The 24,390-nt window shown below is 55.9% G+C and carries 19 protein-coding genes; 4 read left to right on the top strand and 15 right to left on the bottom strand.

Annotated features, from left to right (window positions below):
* Window positions 1-69 precede the first annotated feature (69 nt).
* The 11 genes from INT33_RS11150 to INT33_RS11205 all read right to left on the bottom strand — a co-directional run bounded on the left by INT33_RS11150 (window position 70) and on the right by INT33_RS11205 (window position 12,104).
* Window positions 70-750, bottom strand: coding sequence for an ABC transporter ATP-binding protein (locus INT33_RS11150; protein WP_193091894.1), 681 nt, complete (start codon window positions 748-750; stop codon window positions 70-72).
* Window positions 743-1,495 carry an ABC transporter ATP-binding protein gene (locus tag INT33_RS11155; RefSeq protein ID WP_193091895.1) on the bottom strand — a complete coding sequence of 251 codons (753 nt, stop codon included), beginning with the start codon at window positions 1,493-1,495 and terminating at the stop codon, window positions 743-745. Before INT33_RS11155 ends, INT33_RS11150 begins: the two co-directional genes overlap by 8 nt.
* A complete protein-coding gene (locus INT33_RS11160; RefSeq protein WP_226940159.1) occupies window positions 1,488-2,558 on the bottom strand; it encodes a branched-chain amino acid ABC transporter permease in 1,071 nt (356 codons plus the stop codon). Before INT33_RS11160 ends, INT33_RS11155 begins: the two co-directional genes overlap by 8 nt.
* Window positions 2,551-3,471 carry a branched-chain amino acid ABC transporter permease gene (locus INT33_RS11165; RefSeq protein WP_193091896.1) on the bottom strand — a complete coding sequence of 307 codons (921 nt, stop codon included), beginning with the start codon at window positions 3,469-3,471 and terminating at the stop codon, window positions 2,551-2,553. The genes INT33_RS11160 and INT33_RS11165 overlap by 8 nt, the downstream gene beginning before the upstream one ends.
* Window positions 3,472-3,549: 78 nt before the next feature.
* Window positions 3,550-4,692 (bottom strand): ABC transporter substrate-binding protein, encoded by a 1,143-nt coding sequence (locus tag INT33_RS11170; protein ID WP_193091897.1) that lies wholly within the window; start codon window positions 4,690-4,692, stop codon window positions 3,550-3,552.
* Between the two features lie 32 nt (window positions 4,693-4,724).
* Window positions 4,725-6,389, bottom strand: coding sequence for a benzoate-CoA ligase family protein (locus tag INT33_RS11175; RefSeq protein WP_193091898.1), 1,665 nt, complete (start codon window positions 6,387-6,389; stop codon window positions 4,725-4,727).
* A 186-nt stretch (window positions 6,390-6,575) separates the two neighbouring features.
* On the bottom strand, window positions 6,576-7,712 hold the full coding sequence (locus INT33_RS11185; protein WP_193091899.1) for an acyl-CoA dehydrogenase family protein: 1,137 nt from the start codon (window positions 7,710-7,712) through the stop codon (window positions 6,576-6,578).
* Window positions 7,712-8,515, bottom strand: coding sequence for an enoyl-CoA hydratase family protein (locus tag INT33_RS11190; RefSeq protein ID WP_407648091.1), 804 nt, complete (start codon window positions 8,513-8,515; stop codon window positions 7,712-7,714). Before INT33_RS11190 ends, INT33_RS11185 begins: the two co-directional genes overlap by 1 nt.
* 57 nt (window positions 8,516-8,572) lie before the next feature.
* Complete coding sequence (locus INT33_RS11195; RefSeq protein WP_193091901.1) at window positions 8,573-9,025, bottom strand: MarR family winged helix-turn-helix transcriptional regulator; 453 nt, start codon at window positions 9,023-9,025, stop codon at window positions 8,573-8,575.
* Window positions 9,022-9,822, bottom strand: coding sequence for an SDR family NAD(P)-dependent oxidoreductase (locus INT33_RS11200; RefSeq protein WP_226940160.1), 801 nt, complete (start codon window positions 9,820-9,822; stop codon window positions 9,022-9,024). Before INT33_RS11200 ends, INT33_RS11195 begins: the two co-directional genes overlap by 4 nt.
* Window positions 9,819-12,104, bottom strand: coding sequence for a bifunctional salicylyl-CoA 5-hydroxylase/oxidoreductase (locus INT33_RS11205; protein WP_193091902.1), 2,286 nt, complete (start codon window positions 12,102-12,104; stop codon window positions 9,819-9,821). Before INT33_RS11205 ends, INT33_RS11200 begins: the two co-directional genes overlap by 4 nt.
* A gap of 328 nt (window positions 12,105-12,432) precedes the next feature.
* On the opposite strand from INT33_RS11205, the gene rsd reads away from it, so the two are divergent.
* Window positions 12,433-12,921 (top strand): sigma D regulator, encoded by a 489-nt coding sequence (rsd, locus tag INT33_RS11210; protein ID WP_192539561.1) that lies wholly within the window; start codon window positions 12,433-12,435, stop codon window positions 12,919-12,921.
* A gap of 516 nt (window positions 12,922-13,437) precedes the next feature.
* Here rsd and INT33_RS11215 read toward each other — a convergent pair.
* Both INT33_RS11215 and INT33_RS11220 read right to left on the bottom strand, forming a co-directional pair.
* Window positions 13,438-16,515 carry an efflux RND transporter permease subunit gene (locus INT33_RS11215; RefSeq protein WP_192539851.1) on the bottom strand — a complete coding sequence of 1,026 codons (3,078 nt, stop codon included), beginning with the start codon at window positions 16,513-16,515 and terminating at the stop codon, window positions 13,438-13,440.
* The gene (locus INT33_RS11220; protein WP_193091903.1) at window positions 16,499-17,626 is read right to left on the bottom strand and encodes an efflux RND transporter periplasmic adaptor subunit; all 1,128 of its coding nucleotides are present in this window, start codon (window positions 17,624-17,626) and stop codon (window positions 16,499-16,501) included. The genes INT33_RS11215 and INT33_RS11220 overlap by 17 nt, the downstream gene beginning before the upstream one ends.
* A 204-nt stretch (window positions 17,627-17,830) precedes the next feature.
* Between INT33_RS11220 and INT33_RS11225 the strand changes: the two genes are divergently transcribed.
* On the top strand, window positions 17,831-18,805 hold the full coding sequence (locus INT33_RS11225) for a malate dehydrogenase (protein WP_018915525.1): 975 nt from the start codon (window positions 17,831-17,833) through the stop codon (window positions 18,803-18,805).
* A gap of 926 nt (window positions 18,806-19,731) precedes the next feature.
* On the opposite strand, the gene INT33_RS11230 is transcribed toward INT33_RS11225, so the two are convergent.
* A complete protein-coding gene (locus INT33_RS11230) occupies window positions 19,732-20,391 on the bottom strand; it encodes a histidinol-phosphatase (protein ID WP_192538931.1) in 660 nt (219 codons plus the stop codon).
* A gap of 228 nt (window positions 20,392-20,619) precedes the next feature.
* On the opposite strand from INT33_RS11230, the gene INT33_RS11235 reads away from it, so the two are divergent.
* Complete coding sequence (locus tag INT33_RS11235; protein ID WP_018915529.1) at window positions 20,620-21,114, top strand: RNA pyrophosphohydrolase; 495 nt, start codon at window positions 20,620-20,622, stop codon at window positions 21,112-21,114.
* An 86-nt stretch (window positions 21,115-21,200) separates the two neighbouring features.
* The gene (ptsP, locus tag INT33_RS11240; protein ID WP_193091913.1) at window positions 21,201-23,462 is read left to right on the top strand and encodes a phosphoenolpyruvate--protein phosphotransferase; all 2,262 of its coding nucleotides are present in this window, start codon (window positions 21,201-21,203) and stop codon (window positions 23,460-23,462) included.
* Window positions 23,463-23,466: 4 nt separating this feature from the next.
* On the opposite strand, the gene INT33_RS11245 is transcribed toward ptsP, so the two are convergent.
* A complete protein-coding gene (locus tag INT33_RS11245) occupies window positions 23,467-24,225 on the bottom strand; it encodes an NRDE family protein (RefSeq protein WP_193091904.1) in 759 nt (252 codons plus the stop codon).
* Window positions 24,226-24,390: the final 165 nt, after the last annotated feature.

The raw sequence follows: 24,390 nt of genomic DNA on the forward strand, positions 1-24,390 counted from the left end.
TGCTCCTCCTGTTTATTCTCAGCTGTTTTGTTAACTAGGGTTTTAACTAGGTTCTTAACTAAATATTAACTACACGCCCAGATAGCGGTCTCGAAGCGTGCTATCAAGTAAGGCTGGCTTGCCATCCCACACCGTGCAGCCTTTTTCGAGGATGGTGCAGCGATCAGCAATGGGGAGTATTTCACTTAATGACTTATCCACCAGCAGCGTGGCCTGGCCTTGCTCCTTGAGCAGGCGAATCGCTCGCCAGATCTCCTGGCGGATAACCGGTGCCAGACCTTCGGTGGCTTCATCGAGCACCAGAAGGCGCGGGTTGGTCATTAATGCGCGGCCAATGGCTAACATCTGCTGTTCACCCCCCGAAAGCGTCTTGGCCATTTGTGCGCGGCGTTCTTCCAGGCGTGGAAAGAGGGTTTCGACTTTATTTAATGTCCACTCGCCGGGCCGTGCGGTCACCATCAGGTTTTCGCGAACGGTGAGATTAGCAAAGCAGCGTCGGCCTTCAGGAACCAGGCCCAGTCCCGCTTTGGCGATTCGGTAAGCAGGCAAGCGGCGTAGATTTTGAGCATCAAACTTAATGCTGCCTTTACTTGCCGGGGTCAGCCCGAATATCGAGCGAATGGTCGTGGTTTTGCCCATACCGTTGCGGCCCATCAGCGCGACCATTTCACCGGCGTTGACTTCCAGATTAACCCCAAATAGCGCCTGGGAAGGCCCGTAGAAGGTTTCAATATCGGCAACTTTAAGCATCATCATTCCCCAGGTAAGCTTCCCGAACGCGAGGGTCCTGTTTGATCGCATGGCTATCCCCATGGGCGATCACGTTACCCGATACCAAGACAGAAATACGATCAGCCAGCCGGAACACAGCCTCCATGTCATGCTCAATCAGCAGGATAGGCACTTCGTGTTTCAGCGCTTCGAGCAGCTCGGTAAGCTTGGCTGATCCTTCAGGGCCCAGGCCCGCCATGGGTTCATCCAACAGCAGGGCGCGCGGTTTGAGCGCCAGGGCGCAGGCGACTTCTACCTGGCGGCGTTCGCCATGCGAAAGCTCCGATACCGGCGTCCAGGCGCGGTGGCTCAGCTGCATACGCTCAAGCGCCTCATAGGCAGGTTCCAAAAGCGCCTTGTCGCGGGCAACGGGTTTCCAGAAACGGAAGCTATGACTTTGCAGCGCCTGAACGCCCATCATTACGTTACGCATAACCGATAAGGGTTCTGCCAGGGATGAAACCTGAAAGCTGCGCCCCAAGCCAAGCCTTGCGCGCTGAGCAATGCTCATCTGGGTAATCTCGGTACCCGCCAGGAAGACGCTGCCCTCATCAGGGCGTAAATTGCCGGCTATTTGTCCAATCAAAGTGGATTTGCCCGCCCCGTTAGGCCCGATAAGCGCATGAATCTCGCCTTGATGCAGTTCCAGCGATACATCGTGAGTCGCCTGTAAGGCACCAAAGCGCTTGTGCAAATGTTGCAGCGAAAGGATTACATCACTCATTGTGCTCCCTCCCGGCAAGCCAGCCCATTACACCGTGCTTGGCAAACAGCACAACGCCTAATAGCACCAGCCCAAGGAAGAGCTGCCAATACTCGGTGATCCCGCCTAGCAGCATTTCCATCATCACAAACAAGATAGCGCCAGCAAGCGGGCCATAAAGGCGCCCAACACCGCCTAAAATAACGATAACCATCAGCTCGCCGGAGAAGTGCCAACTGAGCATCGTTGGGCTGACAAACCCGTTCAAATCCGCATACAGTGCGCCAGCAAGCCCGGTAATCGCGGCGGAAATCACAAACGCTACCAAACGAATGGGGTAGGGGCTAATGCCTGCTGTCGCCAAGCGTACATCGTTTAATCGCGCCATGGTCAATGCCGCCCCAAAGCGTGATTTCATCAGGCGTGAGGTAATCGCCATCGCTAGCACAAGGCCGGTAAAGCAGATAAGAAAGTAGGTTAATGCGTTAGTGGTATCGACTAGGGGAAGGCTATTGCGCAGGTAAATAGGCAGGCCATCTTCGCCACCATAGGTTGGCCAGGAGTTGGCAAAGTAATAAATCATCTGCGCAAAGGCCAGGGTAATCATGATGAAGTACACCCCGGTGGTGCGCAGCGAGATAGCCCCGATGGCCAGCGCCAGAAGTCCGCACAGCACAATAGCTGCTAGCCACACTACCAGTAGGCTATCGCTGCCCGGCACGTTAAACGGCCAGGACATAAACGGTGTCATATCAAAGGCGTGATAAGCACTGATCCCCGCAATATAGCCACCCAAGCCGAAATACGCGGCGTGGCCAAAACTCACCATGCCTCCGTAGCCAATGGCTAAGTTAAGGCCCACGGCCGCCATGGCAATAATCGTGATTCTGGACGCCAAATTAACGTAATAAAGATGGCCCAGAAAGTAAGCGGCGATGGGTAACAGTAGGAGTAGGCCGAGCAGAATCATCTGCACAATGCCCTTACGCCCAAAGTGGCTATCTATCTGGGTAGCGGGTGCCATGTCAGCAGCGCCTTGGTTCGGCATCGGCGTGTTCTTGGACACAGGTGTGTAATTAGTCATGGGCAGAGAACAATCCCTTCGGCTTGAACGCGAGAATAAGGGCCATGAGGATATAAATCAGCATCGCAGCTAGCGCCGCTCCGGTGCCGGCTGCCTCGGATGGCGGCATAAAGGCGCGGAAGAAAATCGGTAAATAAACCCGGCCAAGCGTATCCACAACCCCTACCAGCAAGGCACCAAAGAGAGCCCCTTTGATAGAGCCGATCCCCCCAATTACGATGACTACAAAGGCTAGAATCAACACCGGCTCGCCCATGCCCACCTGCACGGACTGCAGCGCACCGACCAGTGCACCCGCCAAGCCCGCAAGTGCTGCCCCCAAGGCAAATACCACGGTATACAGCCGCGCGATATTCACCCCTAACGCGCCAATCATTTCACGGTCACTTTCCCCAGCCCGAATACGCATGCCTAATCGCGTTCGGGAAATCAGCAGATAAAGAGCGATTGAAATACTCACCCCCACGCCAATCAGCATCAGCCGGTAAAGGGGGTAGTTGGTACCGCCTGGCAGCGTAACAAATCCGGTTAACCAGGAAGGTGGGCTTAGCCATAAGGGCGATGAGCCAAACATCCAGCGTGTACCTTCCGAGAAGATCAATATAAGTGCAAAGGTTGCCAGCACCTGATCAAGGTGAGGGCGATGATACAAACGGCGTATCACTAGGAGTTCAACCAATGCACCTACCAGGGCCGCGGCGGTAATGCCCGCGCCGAGCCCAATCAGAAAAGAGCCTGTCGAGGCGGTCACCGCCGCTGTCGCGTAGGCACCCACCATATAAAACGAGCCGTGGGCAAGATTGATAAGGCCCATCACCCCGAATATTAGCGTGAGGCCACTGGCCATCAAAAACAGCATGGTGCCAAGCTGTACGCCGTTGAGTAATTGCTCAATTAACAGAGTAACGGACACGTCGGGCATCCTTTAACGAAAGAGAGTGGAGATGGAAAGTAGAGATGGGCTGGGTGAAGTCACCCAGCCATGTTGATCTCACATCTGGCACTGTTCGAAGTAAACGTCCTGAATATCTTCGATAGCGATACCCAGCAGACGGTTGGTGGGTTGACCATCATCGCCTTCTACTACTTCACGTACGTAGATATCCTGGATAGGATGATGGTTAGGGCCGAACCGGAACTCACCACGCACACTATCAAAGTCGGCGGCACGCAGTGCTTCACGGAAGGCGTCTTGATCATCAGGGTGGGCGACTTCCAGAGCGCTTAAAATCAGGTTCGCGGTGTCAAAGCCTTGCGCTGCATAAAGGGTTGGCATGCGGCCGTAGGCTTCCTGGAAGCTGTCTACAAAGCGGTCGTTCGTTTCATTATCTAAGTCATAAGCCCAGAGCGACGTATTACGCGCGCCAATGGCCGCGCTGCCCACCGCCTTGATTAAAATCTCATCAAACGAGAACGCCGCGCCGAAAATGGGAATATCCACGCCCGAGCTTTCCCACTGCTTCATAAACGAGATGCCCATGCCGCCGGGTAGAAAGAAAAACAGGCTGTCGGCGTCGCTGGCGCGGATCTGAGCAATTTCAGCCGCATAGTCGGTTTGGCCCATCTGGGTGTAGAGCTCGTCGACTACGTCACCTTCGTAAAGGTGCTTGAAACCCGCCAGAGCGTCGGTACCAGCCGGATAGTTAGGCGCCATGATGATGGGCCGTTCATAGCCTTCTTCGCGCATGTAAGCGCCCATGGCACCGTGCAGGTTATCGTTCTGGTAGGCCACGTTAAAGTAGTTCTCATGGCACATGCGACCGGCTAAGTCGGAAGGCCCGGCGTTGGGGGATAGATAAAAGGTGCCCTGGCGGGTAACGGTGGGAACCACGGCCATGGCAAGGTTGGACCAGATAATGCCGGTAAGGATGTCTACGTTATCACGCTGCATAAACTCATTGGCCAGGCTGCGCGCCAGGTCAGGGCGATTAGCATCATCCTGGATGAGCACTTCAATCTCATCCTGTCCCGACTGCTCCATCGCCAGCATAAAGCCATCGCGCACATCGACACCCAAGTGAGAGCCACCGCCTGAAAGCGTCGTGATCATGCCGATTTTGACGTCCTCGGCATGGGCTATCGCGACGCTTGAAGAGAGCAGAAGGCCAAGGCCTAAGCGAGTCATGTTTTTCATGGTTATTCCCTCATTGTAGTTGTAGCGTTTTATTACTTAGAGGTGGATACGTTAGTGTCAGGAAGGCCGTTATCCGCGTAATACGCCTGATTCAATCGAAAGCGCTGGACTTTACCGGTGGTGGTTTTGGGCAGCGTATCGATAAAGCGTATTGAGCGAGGGTATTTATACGGCGCAATCGTTTGCTTAACAAAATCTTGCAGCATTTGTCGGCAAACATCATCTTCCTCAAATCCATCGTTTAAAACCACAAATGCCTCAACAATCTGGCCGCGTTCCTGGTGCGGTGCGCCAATCACGGCACACTCCTTGACGGCGGGGTGGGTAAGCAGCGCCGACTCCACCTCAGGCCCGGCAATGTTGTAGCCTGCAGAGATAATCATGTCGTCATTGCGGGCGGCGAAATGGAAGTAGCCTTCTTCGTCCTGATAAAAGGCATCGCCGGTAATGTTCCAGCCGTCGGCGACGTAGTTACGCTGACGCTTATCGGCTAAATAGCGACAGCCGGTAGGCCCCCGCACCGCTAGTTTACCGACCGTACCACGCGCCACATCGCCCATGGCGTCATCTACAATGCGCGCCTGATAGCCTGTCACTGGTTTGCCCGTGCAGTTAGGCCGGTGGTCGTCCAGGCGGTTGGTGATAAAGATGTGCAACATCTCAGTGGCGCCGATACCGTCGAGTATTGGAACTCCCGTTTGTTTGATCCAGTCGTGATAGATAGGTGCTGGCAGCGTTTCGCCTGCAGAAACCGCAATGCGCAAGCTGCTTAGGTCGGTACGGCTAGTGGGCGCGGACAGCATGGCGCGATAGGCGGTAGGCGCTGTGAACACCACCGTTGCCTGATATTCGCGGATGATTTCCATCATGTTGGGTGGGGAGGCGTGCTCAAGCAGCACGGCCGTTGCGCCAAAACGTAGAGGGAAGATGGCAAGCCCGCCCAGGCCAAAGGTAAACGCCAGTGGGGGAGAGCCGACAAACACATCATCCGGGGTTACCTGCAGCACTTCTTGAGCGTAGCCATCGGCAATGATCAGTAGGTCACGCTGAAAATGCATGGTGGCTTTAGGTGAACCAGTAGTGCCGGAAGTGAAGCCCAGCAGTGCCACGTCATCGGCCGCGGTATCCACAGCATCAAACGTTATAGGCTTGTCTAATGCCATACGGTCCAGTTCAGCGTCATGGTTTGCTGTACCATCAAAGCCCACCACCCGCTTGAGAAATTGGCTTTGGGCCTGGCTTTCCACGAGTTCTTCAAGCAGCCGGGTATCGCATAAGGCCAAACTGATTTCCGCCTTATCGATCACCTGATTCAATTCTTTGCTGCGCAGCATGGGCATGGTGTTCACCACCACCGCACCTGCTTTGGTCGCCGCTATCCAGCAGGCCACCATTGCCGGGTTATTGGCCGAGCGAATCAACACCCGCTGGCCGGGGATCACGCCCAAATCGTCTACCAAGACATTGGCAAGGCGATTGGTCCACTCGGCGAGCTCACGATAAGTGCGGCGGCGCCCGTTGCCTGCCAGGGCAATGCGTTCGCCGAATCCGTTGGCGACCAAGCGGTCACAGAGTTCCACACCCGCGTTTAGCCGCTCGGGGTAATCAAAGCCTGAAAGCAGAAATTCTGGCTGTCCATCAGTGGGTGGCAGGTTATCCCGCGTAAACGTGTCCACATGGGCCGACTGAAAGTACATACCAACCTCCGTATTTAGTGTCGTTGTTTATTCCTGACGACGTCTCAACGAAGGCGCTGTCAGGGATACGGTGTCTGGCGTTATGCATTATTTTTGTTCTTGGCAATGCTTTTTCTTGGCAATGTAGCGTTGAGCAATGTCGTATTGAGCAAAATCGTGTTGAGGAATGTGTAGCGTTTACTGGTGTCAGTTCCCCTCGGCAAGCAGGCTGCGGGCGATCACGACCTTTTGTACGTCTGAAGCGCCTTCATAAATACGCAGCGCGCGGATTTCACGGTAAAGGCTTTCAATAATATGGCCTTTGCGCACCCCGTCGCCGCCGTGTAACTGCACGGCCTGATCAATGACTTCCTGCGCCTTGTCGGTCGCAAATAGCTTGGCCATGGCCGCTTCCCGGGTAACGCGCGCAGCACCCTGATCCTTGGTCCAGGCCGCGCGGTAAACCAATAAAGCGGCGGCATCCACATTCAGCGCCATATCGGCCAGGTGGCCCTGAACCATTTGTAAATCAGAGAGCGAGGCGCCAAATAGCTCGCGCGAGCGGCTGCGGGATAATGATTCATCCAGCGCCCGGCGGGCGAAGCCCAGCGCCGCCGCTCCAACGGTTGAACGAAACACATCCAGCACCGCCATGGCGATACGAAACCCCTGGCCCGGCTTGCCGATTAACGCGCTTTCCGGCAAGTACATGTCGTTAAAACCCAGGCGAGCCAGCGGATGAGGGGCAACCGTTTCCAGGCGTTCTAAAATCTCCAGGCCTGGCGTCGTGGCAGGCACTAAAAAAGCCGAGAGCCCTTTAGCGCCCGGGCCTTCGCCGGTACGTGCGAAAACCGTATAGATATCGGCAATCCCGCCATTAGATATCCACGTTTTTTCGCCATTCAAACGGTAGCCGTCGCCCTCGCGCTTGGCCGTGGTATCCAGCTGCGCCACGTCAGAGCCTGAGCGAGGCTCGCTAAGCGCAAACGCCGAGAGCGCTTCACCACGGCGGGTTTTATCCAGCCACTGCTTGTGTTCATCACTGCCAAACAGACTGATCGCGCCGGTTCCCAGCCCCTGCATGGCAAACGCAAAATCCGCCAGTCCATCATGACGGGCGAGGGTTTCGCGGATCAGGCACAAGCTGCGGACATCGATATGTTCGCCAGCCGTACCTTCCAGGAAGCCCGCCTTACCCAGGTCGCGGACGAGCTGAACGCAGGTCGCATCCACATCGGCGTGCTCGCGAGGCAGTTCTGCGTGGCACCACGCTTCCAGGCGCGTGGAAAGATCGCGATGCCGGTCCTCAAAGAAGGGCCACTCAAGAAATTGCTGATCGCTCATTAATCCCCCTTGAACTCGGGTTTTTGTTTGGCTACGAAGGCGTGGTAGGCACGTGCAAAGTCATTGGTCTGCATGCAGATCGCTTGTGCCTGGGCTTCTGACTCAATGGCCTGTTCAAGGCTCATCGACCACTCCTGATTCAGCTGGGTCTTGGTAATGCTGTGCGCAAAGGTGGGCCCCTGAGCCAGCCGGGTGGCGTAGGCGATGGCGTCTTCTTCCAAAGATTCAGGTTCGACTACCCGGTTATAAAAGCCCCATTGCAGGCCTTCGTCAGCGCTCATGCTGCGGCCGCTATAAAGCAAATCTGCCGCTCGGCCCTGGCCGATAATACGCGGTAACATCGCGCAGGCGCCCATATCACAACCGGCTAAGCCCACGCGGGTAAACAGAAACGCCGTGCTGGCGCGAGGCGTGGCAAAGCGAATATCCGAAGACATGGCGATAATCGCTCCTGCCCCTACGCAAATGCCGTCGATGGCGGTAATAATTGGTTTGCCGCAGTTCAGCATGGCTTTTACCAGATCCCCCGTCATGCGGGTGAATTCCAGCAGACCCTTCATATCCCGGCCCACCAGCGGGCCGATAATTTCATGCACATCACCGCCGGAGCAGAAGTTGTCGCCGTTGGACGTAAATACCACCGCGCTCACATCGGTGGCGTACACCAAATCGCGAAAGGTATTGCGCAGCTCGGCATAGCTTTCAAAGGTCAGCGGGTTTTTGCGTTCTGGGCGATTCAACCGAATAACGGCGACGTTGCCACGCATTTCCCAGATAAAATGTTCGGGGACTAATTCAGCCATGCTTGTCATCTTATTGTTCTCGTCGGTCAGTGGTTAGTCGGGTATCAAGCGGCGTGATCAGGTCGAATCGCTAAGCGGCGTGGGTAGCCGGTGGAGCAGCCCACCGATATGGTGGGCGTCTTCTTCAGCCACTCCTTCAAACAGCGCGTTGATCCAGCGCTCATGCTCCGCCGCCATTTTGCTGAAGCTTGCGCGGCCCGCATCCGTCAAGCATACCCGGGTGGCACGCCGGTCACCCTCAATGGCGATACGCTCAACGCAGCCATCCTCTACCAGGCGATCAATAATGCCGGTCACGTTGCCATTGGATACCCGAAGTCGGCGCGACAGTTCATTCATCTTCAGGCCATCCCCATCGGCATACAGCGCCGCCATGACGTCAAAACGCGGTAGCGTCGTGTCATGCTCGGTACGCAGGCGTTCGCGTAGCGTGGATTCCACCTGGCGAGTAACGCGCAACATACGCAGCCATAACCGCAGGCGTTCTTTGCTCAAGCGTTCTGCCGTCATACTTCGCCTCCTGAAATCGAGATCGCCTGGCCATTAATGGCGCCACTATACGGGCCGCATAACCACATGGCAGTTGCGGTTACTTCTGAAGGCGTTATCAGGCGGCCTGTTGGGTTCGTGGATTTAAAGTGGGTGCTTGCCTGCTCGGCAGACTGTCCTGTCTTGGTCACAATGGTCTCAATGCTGGCCGCTAAGAGGGGTGTGTCGGTAAAACCGGGACACAGCGCATTAACGGTGATATTGCGGGTGGCCGTCTCGGCTGCCAGTGAACGCACTAGCCCAACCACCCCGTGTTTTGCCGCGCAGTAAGCGCCTACGTAGGCGTAGCCTTTAAGGCCCGCGGTTGAGGCAACAGCAATCAATCTGCCGCCGTCGTTTAGCTGTCTTAAGCCTTCTCGCAGGGTCAAAAACACCCCGCTCAGGTTAACGTTCAGCATGCGCTGCCACTGCTCAAAAGAAGTTTTAGCGAACGGCGCACTTTCGGCAGCGCCAGCGTTGGCAATCACAATATCAACGCTCCCCAGCTGCTCGAACAGCGCCACCATGGCGGCTTCGTCGGTAACATCGACGACCGCGCAGTGGATGCTTGCATGCTGCTCGGCAACGCCTTGAAGGGCGGCTTCTCGGCGTCCGGTAATCGTCACTTCTGCCCCCGCTTCAGCAAAGGCCAGGGCCATATCGGCGCCGATACCGCTGCCGCCACCGGTAATCACTACCCGTTTGCCTGCCATGTTTTTGTCTACTATGTCTTTGGCTACTATGTCTTTGCCTACTACGTTTTCGTCTACCGCGCTCATATCCAGCCCTCGCCACGTTCTGCCAAGCGCTGTAGCTGATCGGCACCTGCCCGGTAGGGCGCTGGCCACTCAACATCGTGATCCCCCAGGCCCGCGGCAACGTGCAGCAACCAGTAAGGGTCGGCGAGGTGAGGGCGAGCGATACACACTAAGTCAGCACGTCCTGCGATCAGGATCGAGTTGACGTGGTCGGCCTGATAAATATTGCCCACCGCTATGGTTGGAATAGGCGTTTCATTACGAATCCGGTCAGAGAAGGGCGTCTGGAACATACGTCCGTAAACCGGCTGGGCTTGCGTCGAGGTTTGTCCGGCCGAAACATCAATAATGTCCACGTCTGCGGCGCGTAGCCGCTTGGCGATTTCCACGGCATCGTCAGGGGTAATGCCCTCATCACCGCGCCAGTCATTGGCGGATATGCGCACCGATAACGGTTTATGGGCAGGCCAGGCGCTGCGCACGGCGCGGATAACCTCAAGCGGGTAGCGCAGGCGATTATCCAAAGAGCCGCCGTACTCATCGTCACGGTGGTTGGTCAGCGGGGTAATAAAGGATGAGAGCAAATAGCCGTGGGCGGCGTGAATCTCGATCATGTCAAAACCGGCACGGTCAGCCATTTGCGCGGCGCTGACAAATTCATCGCGCACCTGATCCATATCGTCGCGAGTCATGGCTTTGGGCGATTGATTGCGCTCTGACCAAGGCTGGGCAGAGGCTGCCAGTAACGGCCAGTTTTCTTCAGCCAAGGGGGCATCCATTTCCTGCCAACCCAGCTGAGTAGAGCCTTTCGGACCAGAGTGGCCGATTTGAGCGCACAGCTTGGCAGCGGTTTCCGCATGCACGAAATCACATAGGCGTTTCCAAGCGGTTTCGTGTTCCGGGGCGTAAAAACCGGGGCAACCGGGAGTGATCCTGCCCGTTGGGCTTACGCAGGTCATCTCGGTGTACACCAAGCCGGCACCGCCTTTGGCACGCTCGGCGTAATGGATAAAATGCCAATCGGTCGGGCAGCCATCTACCGCTTTATACTGCGCCATGGGTGATACCACCACGCGATTGACCAGACGCATATCGCGAAGCTGGTAAGGCGCAAACATCGGTGCCCGTGAACTCCCTTCATTGCCTGACTGGGCTTGAAACCAACGCTCAGCACTCTCCAGCCACTGCGGGTCGCGCACGCGTAAATTCTCGTGGCTGATGCGTTGCGAGCGGGTCAATAACGAGTAGTTAAACTGAACCGGGTCCAGATCCAGATAGCGCTCAATCTGCTCAAACCACTCGGTCGAGTTGCGCGCGGCGGACTGTAAACGCAGCACCTCGAAGCGACGCTCTTCTTCATAGCGGGCCAGCGCATCGGCCATGCTGCTTTCGCGGTGCAGGTACTTGGCCAGCGCGATCGCACTTTCCAGGGCAAGCTTGGAGCCCGAGCCAATCGAAAAATGCGCAGTAGCGGCTGCATCGCCCATCAACACTACGTTTTCGAAACTCCACTTCTCGCAGAGTACGCGGGGGAAGTTGATCCAGGCCGAGCCGCGCACGTGATTGGCATTGGTCATCAATGAATGCCCGCCAAGATGTTTGGCAAAGATCCGTTCGCAGATCGCAATCGATTCCTGCTGGCTAAGCTCTCCAAAACCAAACGCCTGCCAGGTGGCCTCGCTACACTCAACGATAAACGTCGCAGTGTCTTTATCAAACTGATAAGCGTGCGCCCAGACCCAGCCATGCTCGGTTTTTTCGAAAATAAACGTGAAGGCGTCATTGAAGGTCTGATGCGTGCCCAGCCATACGAATTTGCACGTCCGCACGTCAATGTCGGGTTTGAAATGCTCGGCATAGGTTTGCCGGGTACGCGAGTTGAGGCCATCAGCGGCGAGTACCAGATCAAATTCGCGCCGGTACTCATCAATGCTGGTGTCGGTGACGTCGGTTTCAAAACGCATTTCCACGCCCAGTTCACGCGCGCGCTCTTGCAGTAAGATGAGTAACTGGCGGCGGCCAATGCCACAAAAACCATGGCCGGTCGAAACGGTCTTTACCCCTTTATGGATAACCGCAACGTCATCCCAATAAGCAAAATGCTCACGAATGCGCTCGGCGCTAACCGGGTCGTTGGCTGCCAGATTGTCCAGGGTTTCGTCGGATAAAACCACGCCCCACCCGAAGGTATCGTCTGCTCGATTGCGTTCAAACACCACAATGTCATGGGCTGGATTATGCAGCTTCATGCTAATGGCAAAATACAGGCCGGCAGGCCCTCCACCCAGGCAGGCGATTCTCATTGTTATTCTCCCCGTAGACTCTGTTCTCGCTTGAAGATAGAAAACAACCGGATAATATTCAAGTTTAAATTTTTTAAGCCTAAAGTATTTTTTCGCTCGCGTTTAATCTTTATTGGTCTCCGCAAACTCGCAATCACTTCAAGAAGGTGAGAGCATGAAACGAAGCAGCATTTTTTAAGCATTGAATCGCTTAGCGCAAATCATCATAAAGTATGACGATTTGTGAATAATTAATACCACGGAAACCGTCTATGGCGGGATTGACAGCGCAAGTCGGAAAGGTGAGGCTTGCTTTGTTGTAGGTGGCTATTAGCAAGGAGAAAGCCCCATGCTCGAAGATTGTAAAAATGCCCTGGAGCGCTGGGGAGGCGTTCACAGTCTGATCGACCGTTGGCTTGATCAGCGTCGCTCTCTTTTGGTCAGCTTTATTGAGCTAAAAGAGGCGTGCGATAGCGAGCTGGAAGCGGTTAGCAAGGCACGCATCGATACTTTCAGCGAAACGCTGATGGATTATATTAGCGCCGGTCATTTTGAAATTTATCCGCAGCTGGCTGAAGAGGCCCGGGCCTTCAATGATGAAAGCGCTTTGCAGATTGCCTCGCAGCTGCTGGAGCGTCTGGAAATGTCCACCGAAATGGTGCTTGAGTTCGATACTGACTACGCCTCCACCGTGCGCTGCCAGCAACATCTGGCACGGCTTCCGGCCTGGATTGATCGCCTGGCAAAAGGTCTGACCGAGCGTTTTGCGTTAGAAGACCAACTGATCGCCCGCCTACATGCGGCCAATAGCCCGCAGAGTAATAAAACACTTGCCTGATACTTTATCTGACGAGTTTGCACAAATTGTAGCGCGTGGTAACGCATCGCGAGGAACGAGCGGTGCGGCACCCGCGGGTGGCGGCGAAGCCGCCTGATATGACGCCTAATCAAATTCTGGCACCGCTAAACAGTGCGTTCGCGCCGGGCTACAGTGGTTGGCCTGTCTCGCGGGTGCGCTAACGCTTACACCGCGCTACTAAAACTGCTTATCCAAAACATTGGCGCCTATCGTAGCGCGTGGTAACGAGCAGTGAGGAACGAACGGCGAGGCACCCGCGAATGGCGGCGAAGCCGCCTGATATGACGCCTCATCAAATTCTGGCACCGCTAAACAGCGCGTTCGCGCCGGGCTACAGTAATTGGCCTTTCTCGCGGGTGCGCTAACGCTTACGCCGCGCTACGAAAACCGCCCATCCAAAACATTGGCGTCTATCGTAGCGCGTGGTAACGAGCGGTGAGGAACGAACGGCGAGGCACCCGCGGATGGCGGCGAAGCCGCCTAGCCAAGCTATTTTTACGCTTTGCCTTTACGGTGTAGCTTCCCTCCAATTACCAGCATGCACGGCGTAAGCAACAGGGTAAGGGCGGTGGCAAAGGTTAAGCCACCGGCGATGGCGCTCGACATCTGTGTCCACCATTGGGCCGAGGGCGCGTTGAAGCCCAGCGCAGGGGCGAAGAGATTCACATTAATACCCAGCACCATGGGCATTAATCCTAATACCGTGGTAATGGCCGTGAGCAAGACCGGGCGTAGGCGTAAACAGCCCGCCTCCAGCGCTGCGGTTGCGGGGGTCATCCCTTCGGTGCGCAGCTCGTTATAGGTATCGATCAAGACAATATTATTGTTCACCACAATGCCCGCCAGCGCGATCACCCCCATGCCGACCATCACGATGCCGAATGCTTGGCCGGTGATCAGCAAGCCCATCAATACCCCAGCCGTTGAAAACACAATGGCCGAGAGCACCAGCAGCGCTTGATAGTAGCTATTAAACTGGGTAACCAGTATCAGCGACATTAATGCAATCGCGATCAAAAAGGCGCCAACCAAAAACTGCATCGACTCCTGCTGGTCTTCCTGTTCGCCAGCGACGTTGACCATCAGACCATCCGGCAGCTGTTCACTGCCTGCGGCAAACAGTGCGCGCAGCCGTTCGTCGGCAAGGTAGCCGGGAGCCAGGTCAGCTTCAACGGTAATCGCCCGCCGTCCATCAATCCGGTTAAGGGTGCCGACCTTGGGCGCTGGTGTCATGGTCACAAAGTGAGAGATAGGCACCTGGCCGCGCTCGGTGTTAATGGTTAAACGCCCAAGCTGATCAAGGGTGCGCCAATTCTCGGGTAGCCTGACGCGGATATCCACTTCGTCACTTACGGTCGGGGGGCGATAGTTGGCAACTTCCAGGCCGGTGGTTAATAGCTGAACCGCACTGCCGATCGTGGTGATGTCAGTGCCCATACGGGCGGCAGCTTCACGGTCTACGTTAATCTCCCACTCCACACCGGGCAAGCTGCGGTTATCCTGAATATCCACAAAGCCGCCCAGTTCGCGCATTAAGCCATGCAACTGCTCGACGCCAGCTTCGGCAATCGCCGGATCGGTCGCGCTAACTTCAAGCACGATAGGCTTGCCGCCCCCTGGGCCCATTTCCTGTTCCTGAAACTCCATCACGATGCCGGGAATATCCTGGGTACGCTCTGCCATCTCATTTAAAATGGCCCGGGAAGGGCGGCGCTGGTACCAGTCGATAAACTGAAATTGCAGCATGCCGATCACATCATTGCCTAGCTGCTGGTCTGACACCGCAAAAGAGCGGGCGTAAAGCGCTTCGACCTCGCTCATATTGCCAAGCCTCGCCTCAACTCGCTGTAAAATTGCGTCGGTTTCGGTGGCTGAAAAGTCTCCCCGCGCCCGCACCAGTACCTGAGCGCTATCGGGCTCAACGTTGGGGAAGAAGTCGATGCCATGATTAAAGCGAGCGTAGCCCGTATAAAGCAGCATGATGGTCAATACGGAAAACAGCAGCACCCAGGCCGGGTGCTTTAACAGCCTGCCCAGCAAGCGGCGGTAGCCACGCCCCAGCGATGTGGTGGCATCGGGAAGCGTGGCGCCCTTGTTTTTGGGCGATGTGCGGGTAAACAGCCGACCAAGCGTGGGAAGAAACACCAGCGCCATGGCCAGCGAAGCCAGCAGGCACAAAATAACCGTGGCGGGCAGATATTTCATAAACTGGCCAACGACGCCCGGCCAGAACAGCAGCGGGATAAACACTGCAAGCGTAGTGGCAGTAGACGCAATAACGGGCCAACTCATACGCGACGCCGCGTTTAGCCAAGCCTCATGGGGTGGCTGGCCGTCATGCAAGTGGCGGTCAGCCAGCTCACTCACCACAATCGCTCCATCAACCAGCATGCCCGCGACTAAAATCAGTGCAAACAGCACCACAATGTTGAGGGTAAAGCCAAACATCCAGACCAGTAGAATGCCGGTCAAAAAAGCGCCAGGGATGGTCAAGCCTACCAGCAGCGCCATGCGCCAGCCCATCACGGCCACCACCACAATCAATACCAGCACCACCGCCGTAAGCACGTTATTTAATAGCTCGGAGAGCATATTTTGTACGGTGGTCGACTCATCTAGAATCGTGGTCAGGCGGAGTTCTTCGGGCAGCAGGTCACCCGCCTGGGCAATGCGCTCATGTACCGCTTCAATGGTGGCAATAATATTGGCACCAGCGCGCTTAGAAATTTCCAGCACGACTGCAGGCTGACCATCAATACGCGCAAAGCCCTGGGGCTCTTTATAGGTGGGATGAATCCAGGCCACGTCGCCAAACGTGACGACCTGATCACCATCAACTTTAACCGGCATATTCATCACGTCGTTTAACGACTCGATGATGCCCGGTACTTTTAACGCCAGACGGCCCGCGCCGGTATCCAGGCTACCCGCGGCTACCAGCCGGTTATTGCGCGACACCTGATTAAAGAGCGCGTCAAAGTCCACGCCGTAGCTTTCCAGTACCAGCGGGTCGACGACAATTTCCAGCAGGTCTTCCTGATCACCGGCAATATCCACTTCCAGAACGTCAGCGATGCCTTCGATTTCTTCCTGCAGACGCCGGGCAATGGTAAGCCGTTCGCGAGTATCCAGGCGCCCCGAAAGGCCAATGGTAAGCACCGGAAACTCGGAAACGTTGACCTCCATAACGCGAGGTTCTTCTGCCTCATTAGGCAGGCTGCTGCGCGCTATATCTACCCGTTCGCGTACATCGGAAAGAGCTGTGTTTGGGTCAAAGCCTGCATCAAACTCAAGCGTGATCGAACCGTGGCCTTCGCTGGACTGGGCGGTGAACTTGCGCAGGCCTTCAATGCCGCGTAGTTCCTGTTCCATGGGGCGTATCAGCAGCCGCTCGCCATCTTCCGGGCTTACGCCTTCAAGTGTCAGCGAGACGTAAATCATCGGGATGGTGACATCCGGATTGGCTTCTTTGGGAATCGCCTGCCATGCGGCAACGCCCGCAAAAACCAAGCCTACCAGCAGTAAGAGAGTGGTGCGGGTATGCGTTAACGCGGCATTAATAAGTGGGCGCATGAACGCTTTCCTGGCTAGCGGCGGTGTCATTCATGATGGTGGCGCGGTCGACTTCCACAGGCGCTACCTGTTGGCCTACGTTGGCTAGTCCGGCGCCCAGGGTAATCAGGCGTAGCGGATCAGGCAGACCCGTAACATAAGCGCGTTGAATGTCGGCGCTGATGAGCTGCACTTGTGTTTGCTGAACCCGGTCCTGCTCATCCACATGCTTAACCGCAAGCTGGCCCTCCTCGTTTAAACTCAACAGTGCCGGTGAAAGCGTATGCACCTGGCGAGGCGGAAGGGTAATCGTGAGTTCAGCACTGCCGCCGGCCAAGTGCAACTGGCGGGGATTATCAAGTGTTGCCTCGATATAAAAGGTGCGCGTTGATTCATCCGCGCGATGGCTGACATGGGTCAGCGTGCCCTCCAAATGATCGCCGTTTAATAAACGCGCGGTAACCGGCAGGCCAACGGTAAGCTCGCCTACCTGCTGTTGCGAGACCCAGGCCGCGCCGGTCAAACGCCGATCATCGATTAGCCGTCCCCACTCTTCGCCAGGTTGCAGCAGGTCACCAAGCTCTACCTGGACTCTGTCGAGGACGCCTGCAAAAGGCGCTGAGGGTCGGCTATCATTTAACTGCTTTTCTAATTGCGCAACTGCCGCAGTGCTCGCGCTAAGCGCACTCTGTAAACGCAAGAGCTCCGGCTGGGAGATAAGCTGGCGCTGGCGCAAACTCTGCGCCCCAGCGTATTCGGACTGGGCAACGGCAAGCTCGTCCCGGGCTTGTTGCAGACGTTCGGGAAGCGCGTCGTTATCCAGTACCAGTAGCGTATCGCCGGCAGCGACGCTACGTCCTTGCGCAATCGGTTTTTCCACTACGTAGCCCGCTACATTAGCGCGCAGCGTCGTTTCGCGCTCAGCGGTTAGTTGTCCCTGAATCACCTGTTGGGGAATAAACGGCGTACTTTGCTGCTCCATTACTTCAACACGCAGGGCGCTATCATTAGCGGTGGAAGAGGCTTCCGGTGCGGTGGTTTGAAAACGCTGAAAATCACCAAGTGCTAACCAAATAACCAGCGCCAATACCAAGGCGCTGGCGAGGGCGTAAGAGTAGGGGATACGTCGCATGAGGTGTCTATGTCCGTATTAACACAAGGATGAGCTAACGCATCACACCATAACGTAACTCATGGCTGGCGGCGAGTGCCAAGCGAACGTTTGAATGGCAGAACTCATCGTATGTATGATTGAGTTTTTGCATAACTGAGCATAACATCTTGGCATCTTGAGTTCTGTCGACCCATCCTAAGGCGAACCAACCAAGGAGCAATGATGAAAGATCCCGTACGTATTGCGATTACCGGCGGTGCCGGCCAGATCAGCTACTCTTTAATTTTCCGCATTGCCGCTGGCGACATGCTGGGACCGGATCAGCCCGTCATTCTTCAACTGCTAGAAATTCCGCAGGCAATGGATGCACTGGGCGGCGTGGTAATGGAAGTCAACGACTGTGCCTTCCCGCTGGTGCAAGATATTGTTGCCACCGATGATCCAAACGTTGCGTTCAAAGATGCTGACTTCGCGCTGTTAGTGGGTGCTCGTCCGCGTGGTCCGGGTATGGAGCGTAAAGATCTGCTGGAAGCGAACGCGGCGATCTTCTCTGTACAAGGTAAGGCATTGAACGACCACGCCAGCCGTGACGTTAAAGTGCTGGTAGTGGGTAACCCGGCCAACACCAACGCGCTGATTGCATCTGCAAACGCGCCGGATCTTGATAAAGGCCAGTTCACGGCGATGACGCGCCTGGACCACAACCGCGCGCTGACGCAGCTGGCTCAGAAAACCGGTAAGCATGTTACTGATATTGAAAACATGATTATCTGGGGTAACCACAGCGCCACTCAGTACCCGGACATTGCACAGTGCAAAGTTGACGGCAAAGCCGCCACAGACCTGGTCGAGCGTGACTGGTACGAAAACGACTTTATCCCCACCGTTCAGCAACGCGGTGCGGCGATTATCAAAGCCCGCGGTGCGTCTTCTGCAGCCTCTGCCGCTTCTTCCGCCATCGATCACGTACGTGATTGGGCGCTGGGCACCGATGGTATCGTCAGCATGGCGATTCCGTCTGACGGCAGCTACGGCATCGAAGAAGGCATCATCTACTCCTACCCGGTTCGTTGCCAGGGTGGCAAGTACGAAATCGTTCAAGGCTTCGAGCTTGACGAATTCAGCCAAGAGAAGATGAAAGCCACCGAGAAAGAACTGCGTGAAGAGCGCGCAGCCGTTGAGCACCTGCTCGGCTAAACGCGTTTGCTGGCTCTGCCAGTAACTTCAAAACCCCGCAAGCTTGCTTGCGGGGTTTTTTATTGCCGAATCTTGCTGGGTGCCACGGCCAGGGCGTCTTAACAGCCGCCATTCGCGGGTGCCTAATTTGCTCGTCCCTCGCAAAACGTTACCACGCGCTACGGGTTTATCGCCAAAACGTGGTGCGGTGCCAAATCGTAGCGCGTGGTAAGCGCCAGCGCACCCGCGGGAGCAGCGCGCAGCGGTGCTGGGGTTGGGCGATATGGTGCAAAAGTCGAGCATAGGTGTCACGGCCAAGGCGGCTTGTCGCCGCCATCCGCGGGTGCCTCATTTGCTCGTCCCTCGCAAGATTCGTTACCACGCGCTACGGGTTTATCGCCAAAACGTGGTGCGGTGCCAAATCGTAGCGCGTGGTAAGCGCCAGCGCACCCGCGGGAGCAGCGCGAAGCGGTGCCGGGGTTGGGCGATATGGTGCAAAAGTCGAATATAGGTGCCACGGCCAAGGCGGTTTGGCGCCGTCATCCGCGGGTGCCTCATTTGCTCGTCCCTCGCAAGATTCGTTACCACGCGCTACGGGTTTATCGCCAAAACGTGGTGCGGTGCCAAATCGTAGCGCGTGGTAAGCGCCAGCGCACCCGCGGAAGCATTGCGCAGCGATGCCGGGGTTGGGCGATATGGTGCAGAAGTCGAATATAGGTGCCACGGCCAAGACGGCTTGGCGCCGCCATTCGCTGGTGCCTCCTGCTCGTGCCTCGCAAGATTCGTTACCACGCGCTACGAGTGCTCAAACCCTGACGTAATACGATAACAGGCAGCACCCGCGGCAATTGCAATGGTCAGGGTGAGTATGGGAGGTGGGTCGAAGGTCATGCCGGATTACTCCGCATGGTTGCTAACGGGTAAAGCGAACATGGTCAGTGGTCTGTTCATTCGCCGCGCAGGCTCATAATCCGCCATTGGCGCTCTTCGGCTACTTGGCGAAGGGTATCGTCCGGGTCGACGGCTACCGGGTGGTCAACCTCTTCAAGCAGGGGAAGATCATTGTGCGAGTCGCTATAGAACCACGCGCCGTCCAGCGTAAAGTCCTTGTCTTCTAGCCATTCATGCAAACGGGTAATTTTGCCTTCCCGGTAGCTGGGAACGCCGGAGACGCGACCGGTATAACGGCCGTTTGCCACTTCCGGATTGACCGCTATCAAATAATCAACGCCTAAACGCTCGGCAATCGGGGCGGTAATAAAGCGGTTGGTCGCGGTGATGATCAGCAGTGTATCGCCTTTAGTGCGGTGGCGAGCCAGCAGCTCTTCGGCTTTGGGTAAAATATGCGGCTCAATTTTACTGACCATAAACTGTTGGTGCCAAGCGGTCAGCTGTTCAGGCGTGTTGTCTGCCAGAGGCTTTAGCGCTACTTCCAGAAACGCCGCCATATCCAGCGTGCCGGCCTTGTAATCGGCCATAAACCGTTCATTGGCTTCACGATAGGCAATCGGGTCCACCGCGCCTTGCTCAAGCAAGAACTCCCCCCAGGCATGATCGCTGTCGGTGGATATCAGCGTATTATCCAGGTCGAAAATAGCCAGACTCACGGCGCTCCCCTTATATAGTCGATAGTCGTCGTTAATTTATAGGTATGAAGGAATAGGTAGAAATGGATAAGTATGGACGGTGAAACAAAAGGGCGGATTATCGCAGAGTCCTAAGTCCTTTCCCACCAAAGCGGGCAAGCATTAATCACTTAGCGTTATATTGTATTGATACGCTTGTCACCCTTGTGGAAAAATGGGGACAACTGAAAATTTAATAAGGTGACGTCCGTGATCGACGCTGACGGCTTTCGTCCCAATGTTGGCATCATTATTACCAACAGCCAGGGACAACTGCTTTGGGCGCGTCGTGTAGGACAAAATGCGTGGCAATTTCCCCAGGGGGGCATTAAAGCAAGCGAGACACCACAACAAGCCCTTTTTCGTGAGCTTTTTGAGGAGATCGGCCTGACCGCCGACGATGTTGATATTGTTGCCTGTACCCGGGGTTGGCTACGCTACCGTCTGCCACGACGCATGATTCGCACACATTCGCGGCCAGTGTGTATTGGTCAGAAACAAAAATGGTACTTGCTGAAGATTCGCTGCCAGGAAAATCAGATTTGTATGACGGCCACACCCAAACCGGAGTTTGATGGGTGGCGATGGGTGAGCTATTGGTACCCGCTTGGTCAAGTGGTACCGTTCAAACGAGAGGTGTATCGACGCGCGCTAAGGGAGCTTTCTCCCCGGGTTCAGCGTCTGGCACAAAATGACGAAGGATAACGCGTGCTCCACGGCTCTGGATGAGCCGTGAAAGTCTGTCGAAAAGATCCTCAGCGAGGCAAACAATAGTGAAAAGTAAAACGTCCATGCTTGAGGTACTGCGTCGTGTTATTCAGGAAGTGAACGGCGCCCGCACCCTAGACGCCGCGCTATCGACGATGGTACGCCGTATCCGTAAGGCTATGCAGACCGATGTATGCTCTTTTTATCTTTATGATAAGGAGCTTGAGTCGCTAGTGCTGATGGAAACCATTGGGTTACGTACGCAGGCGGTCGGCCGTGTCGTGCTACCGCTAGGCGAAGGGCTGGTCGGCATGGTCGCCAAGCGTAGCGAGCCTTTAAACCTTGAAGATGCTCGGACGCATCCGCTCTTTCGCTATTTTGAAGCCACTGGCGAGGAGCGCTATTCAAGCTTTCTGGGTGTGCCGATTATTCACCAGCGCCATATGCTGGGCGTATTGGTTGTTCAGCAAGCCGAAAAGCGTCGCTACGATGACGAAGACGAAGCCTTTTTGGTCACCATGGCGGCCCAGTTGGCGGGCGTTTTAGCCCACGCACTGGCAACGGGGAATCTGGCGCGCCCAGCATTGCCCGGCGGGCAGGCGATGTTCAAAGGGGTGGCGGCTTCCCCGGGTGTTGCCATGGGCGAAGCCGTGGTTATTACACCGCCCGCTGACCTTAATAGCGTGCCCGACCTGATACCCAGCGATGAAGCCTACGAGATTGCCCGGCTAAAAGAAGCGATTGGGAAAACGCGAGATGAAATTCGTTCGGCGGCAGAGCGTCTGGCAAATCGTATTTCCTCCCAGGAGCTGGCGCTTTTCGATGTCTACCAGCAGATGCTGGGCGAAGCGGCGCTTTCCGAAGAAGTTGAAAAGCGCATTCGCGAAGGCCAGTGGGCTCCTGGGGCGCTAGCCGATGTTGTAAGGCGCCACGTGCAATACCTAGAGCGGGTGGATGATGACTACCTACGCGAGCGTGCCGCTGATATTCGCGACCTCGGCCGCCGGGTACTGGCCCACCTGCAAGAAGATACCCCCTCAACGCCGGAAACCTATCCTGATAACGCCATTTTGGTCGGCGATGAGATTAGCGTTGCCATGCTGGGAGAAGTGCCCCGCGATAAGCTGAAAGGGCTGGTGTCAGTGCGTGGTTCAAGCACCTCGCATGTGGCCATTGTGGCCCGCGCCATGGGCATTCCCACGGTGCTGGGCATGGTCGATTTGCCGCTGCCGCGCCTCAATGGTGCCCCGGTGGTGCTGGATGGACATCGTGGCCGACTATTTGTACGCCCGGCGGCCGATCTTAAATCACGCTATGAAAGCCTAATTGCCGAAGAGCAGGCGCTCAGTGAGCTTCTTGAGCACGAGCAGGATCTGCCTAGCGTTACTCAAGACGGCTACGAGATGCCGCTGTTGGTCAATACGGGCTTGGCCGTCGATGCTGCCGCGCTGCTTAAAAACCGGATTGCGGGCGTAGGGCTCTATCGTACCGAAGTGCCGTTTATGATCACCGAGCGCTTTCCCGGTGAGAAAGAGCAGATGCGTATGTATCGCGAGCAGTTGGAAGGATTCGCGCCGCTGCCGGTTGTCATGCGTACGCTCGATATTGGTGGTGATAAAGACCTGCCATACTTCCCGATCGAAGAAGCCAACCCCTTCCTTGGCTGGCGCGGCATGCGCGTAACGCTGGATCATCCCGAAGTGCTTATGGTGCAGCTACGCGCTATGCTGAAAGCCTCCCACGGTCTTAATAACCTTTATGTGCTTTTCCCGATGATTACCAATGTCGAGGAGGTCGATGAGGCATTAAGACTGCTGGATCGCGCGATTCTTGAGCTGGGAGAAGAGGGCATAGCCATCAAGCGCCCCAAAGTGGGCGTGATGATCGAGGTCCCCGCGACTATCTACCAGATGGATGCCTTGGCCAAGCGGGTCGACTTCTTCTCTGTCGGCAGTAACGACCTGACCCAGTACTTGCTCGCGGTTGACCGCAATAACCCCAGGGTATCCAGCCTTTACGACGCCCTGCATCCTGCGCTGTTAGGTGCTTTGCAGGAGCTTTCGCAGGATGCAAAGCGCCTGAATAAGCCTATTTCGCTGTGCGGTGAGCTGGCGGGTGATCCTGCCGGTGCTTTGCTGCTGATGGCGATGGGCTTCACCGGGCTTTCAATGAACGCGCCAAGCTTGCCCAAAGTGCGCGCCGCTATTCGTCGGGTAACGCTTCTCGATGCCAAGGCGCTGTTAACAGAAATCATGGCCTTGGATACCCCCGCCCAAGTACATGAGCATATTAACAAGCGTATGGATGAGTGGCAGCTGTCTCACTTACTCCCCCCAAGGGATTAAGCAGCTATACGCTAAGGGTTGTTTCACCTTCGAAACGGCCCAGCGGCCCAAAGCGCTGTTCTGTGATGGCGATATGCCCCTGTTGATTAAGCGTTAGCCAGGTCGTTGCCCGCGTGCCATAGGTTTCACCGACAATAAACGCAGCGGAGAGCTGGCGCTCCAGTGCCAGCTCGACCCCCGTATCAGGTAGCTGGGCGTCTGGCGCCTGCTGGGAGTCATGCAGCGCCAGGCCTGTCTGGTAGCGCCAGCTATCCATTGAGCTTTGCTCAAGTGCGCCGCGTACGCTTTGAAGCTTGGGCCAGGGTGAGTTTAGATCCGCGTTGGAAAGGCCATGCACGCCAGGCGGTACATCGTTAAGCGTAACGCCATGCCGACCGCGGTGGAGGTGCCAAAGGCGGCGGGGGGTAGCGACCAGCAAATTAAACCCGGCATAGTCATCAGCCTTGCGGTGGACAAGGTCTGTCAGCCACTGCTCAATATCATCACATTGAAGCGCGTTAGCAACGAGTTCACCTCGGCTGGGCGCATCAGCGGGTGTGACTAACGCCATATCGCGAACATTGGTAAGTACGGCCACTCGGCCACCCTTTATTCCCGCAAGCCATGAGCCGCCCGCCTCAAGGTCACGCCCACCTAAAATAGATGGGCTATCCATCCAGTGATGTAACGCTGCCGTTGGTCGGGCATGGCGCTCATCGCGATTACCTGCCAAACGTAAAGGTAGCGCTGTGTTAGGCTGCCAGGCGAAAGCCATCAAGCACATAGGGTGTCCTCAAACTGCCAACATGGGTCATTATCTACAGCTTCATTACATCTACGATTACAAGCGCAGCATGACAGCTACAGGGCATGGTCGTACACTTGAGATAGTCGTACACTTTAGATAGTCGTACACTTGTGCAAGTAACGTAACGCTCATCACCACATC

Origin of the sequence: Halomonas colorata (genome assembly GCF_014897985.1) — a bacterium.
Taxonomy (GTDB): domain Bacteria; phylum Pseudomonadota; class Gammaproteobacteria; order Pseudomonadales; family Halomonadaceae; genus Vreelandella; species Vreelandella colorata.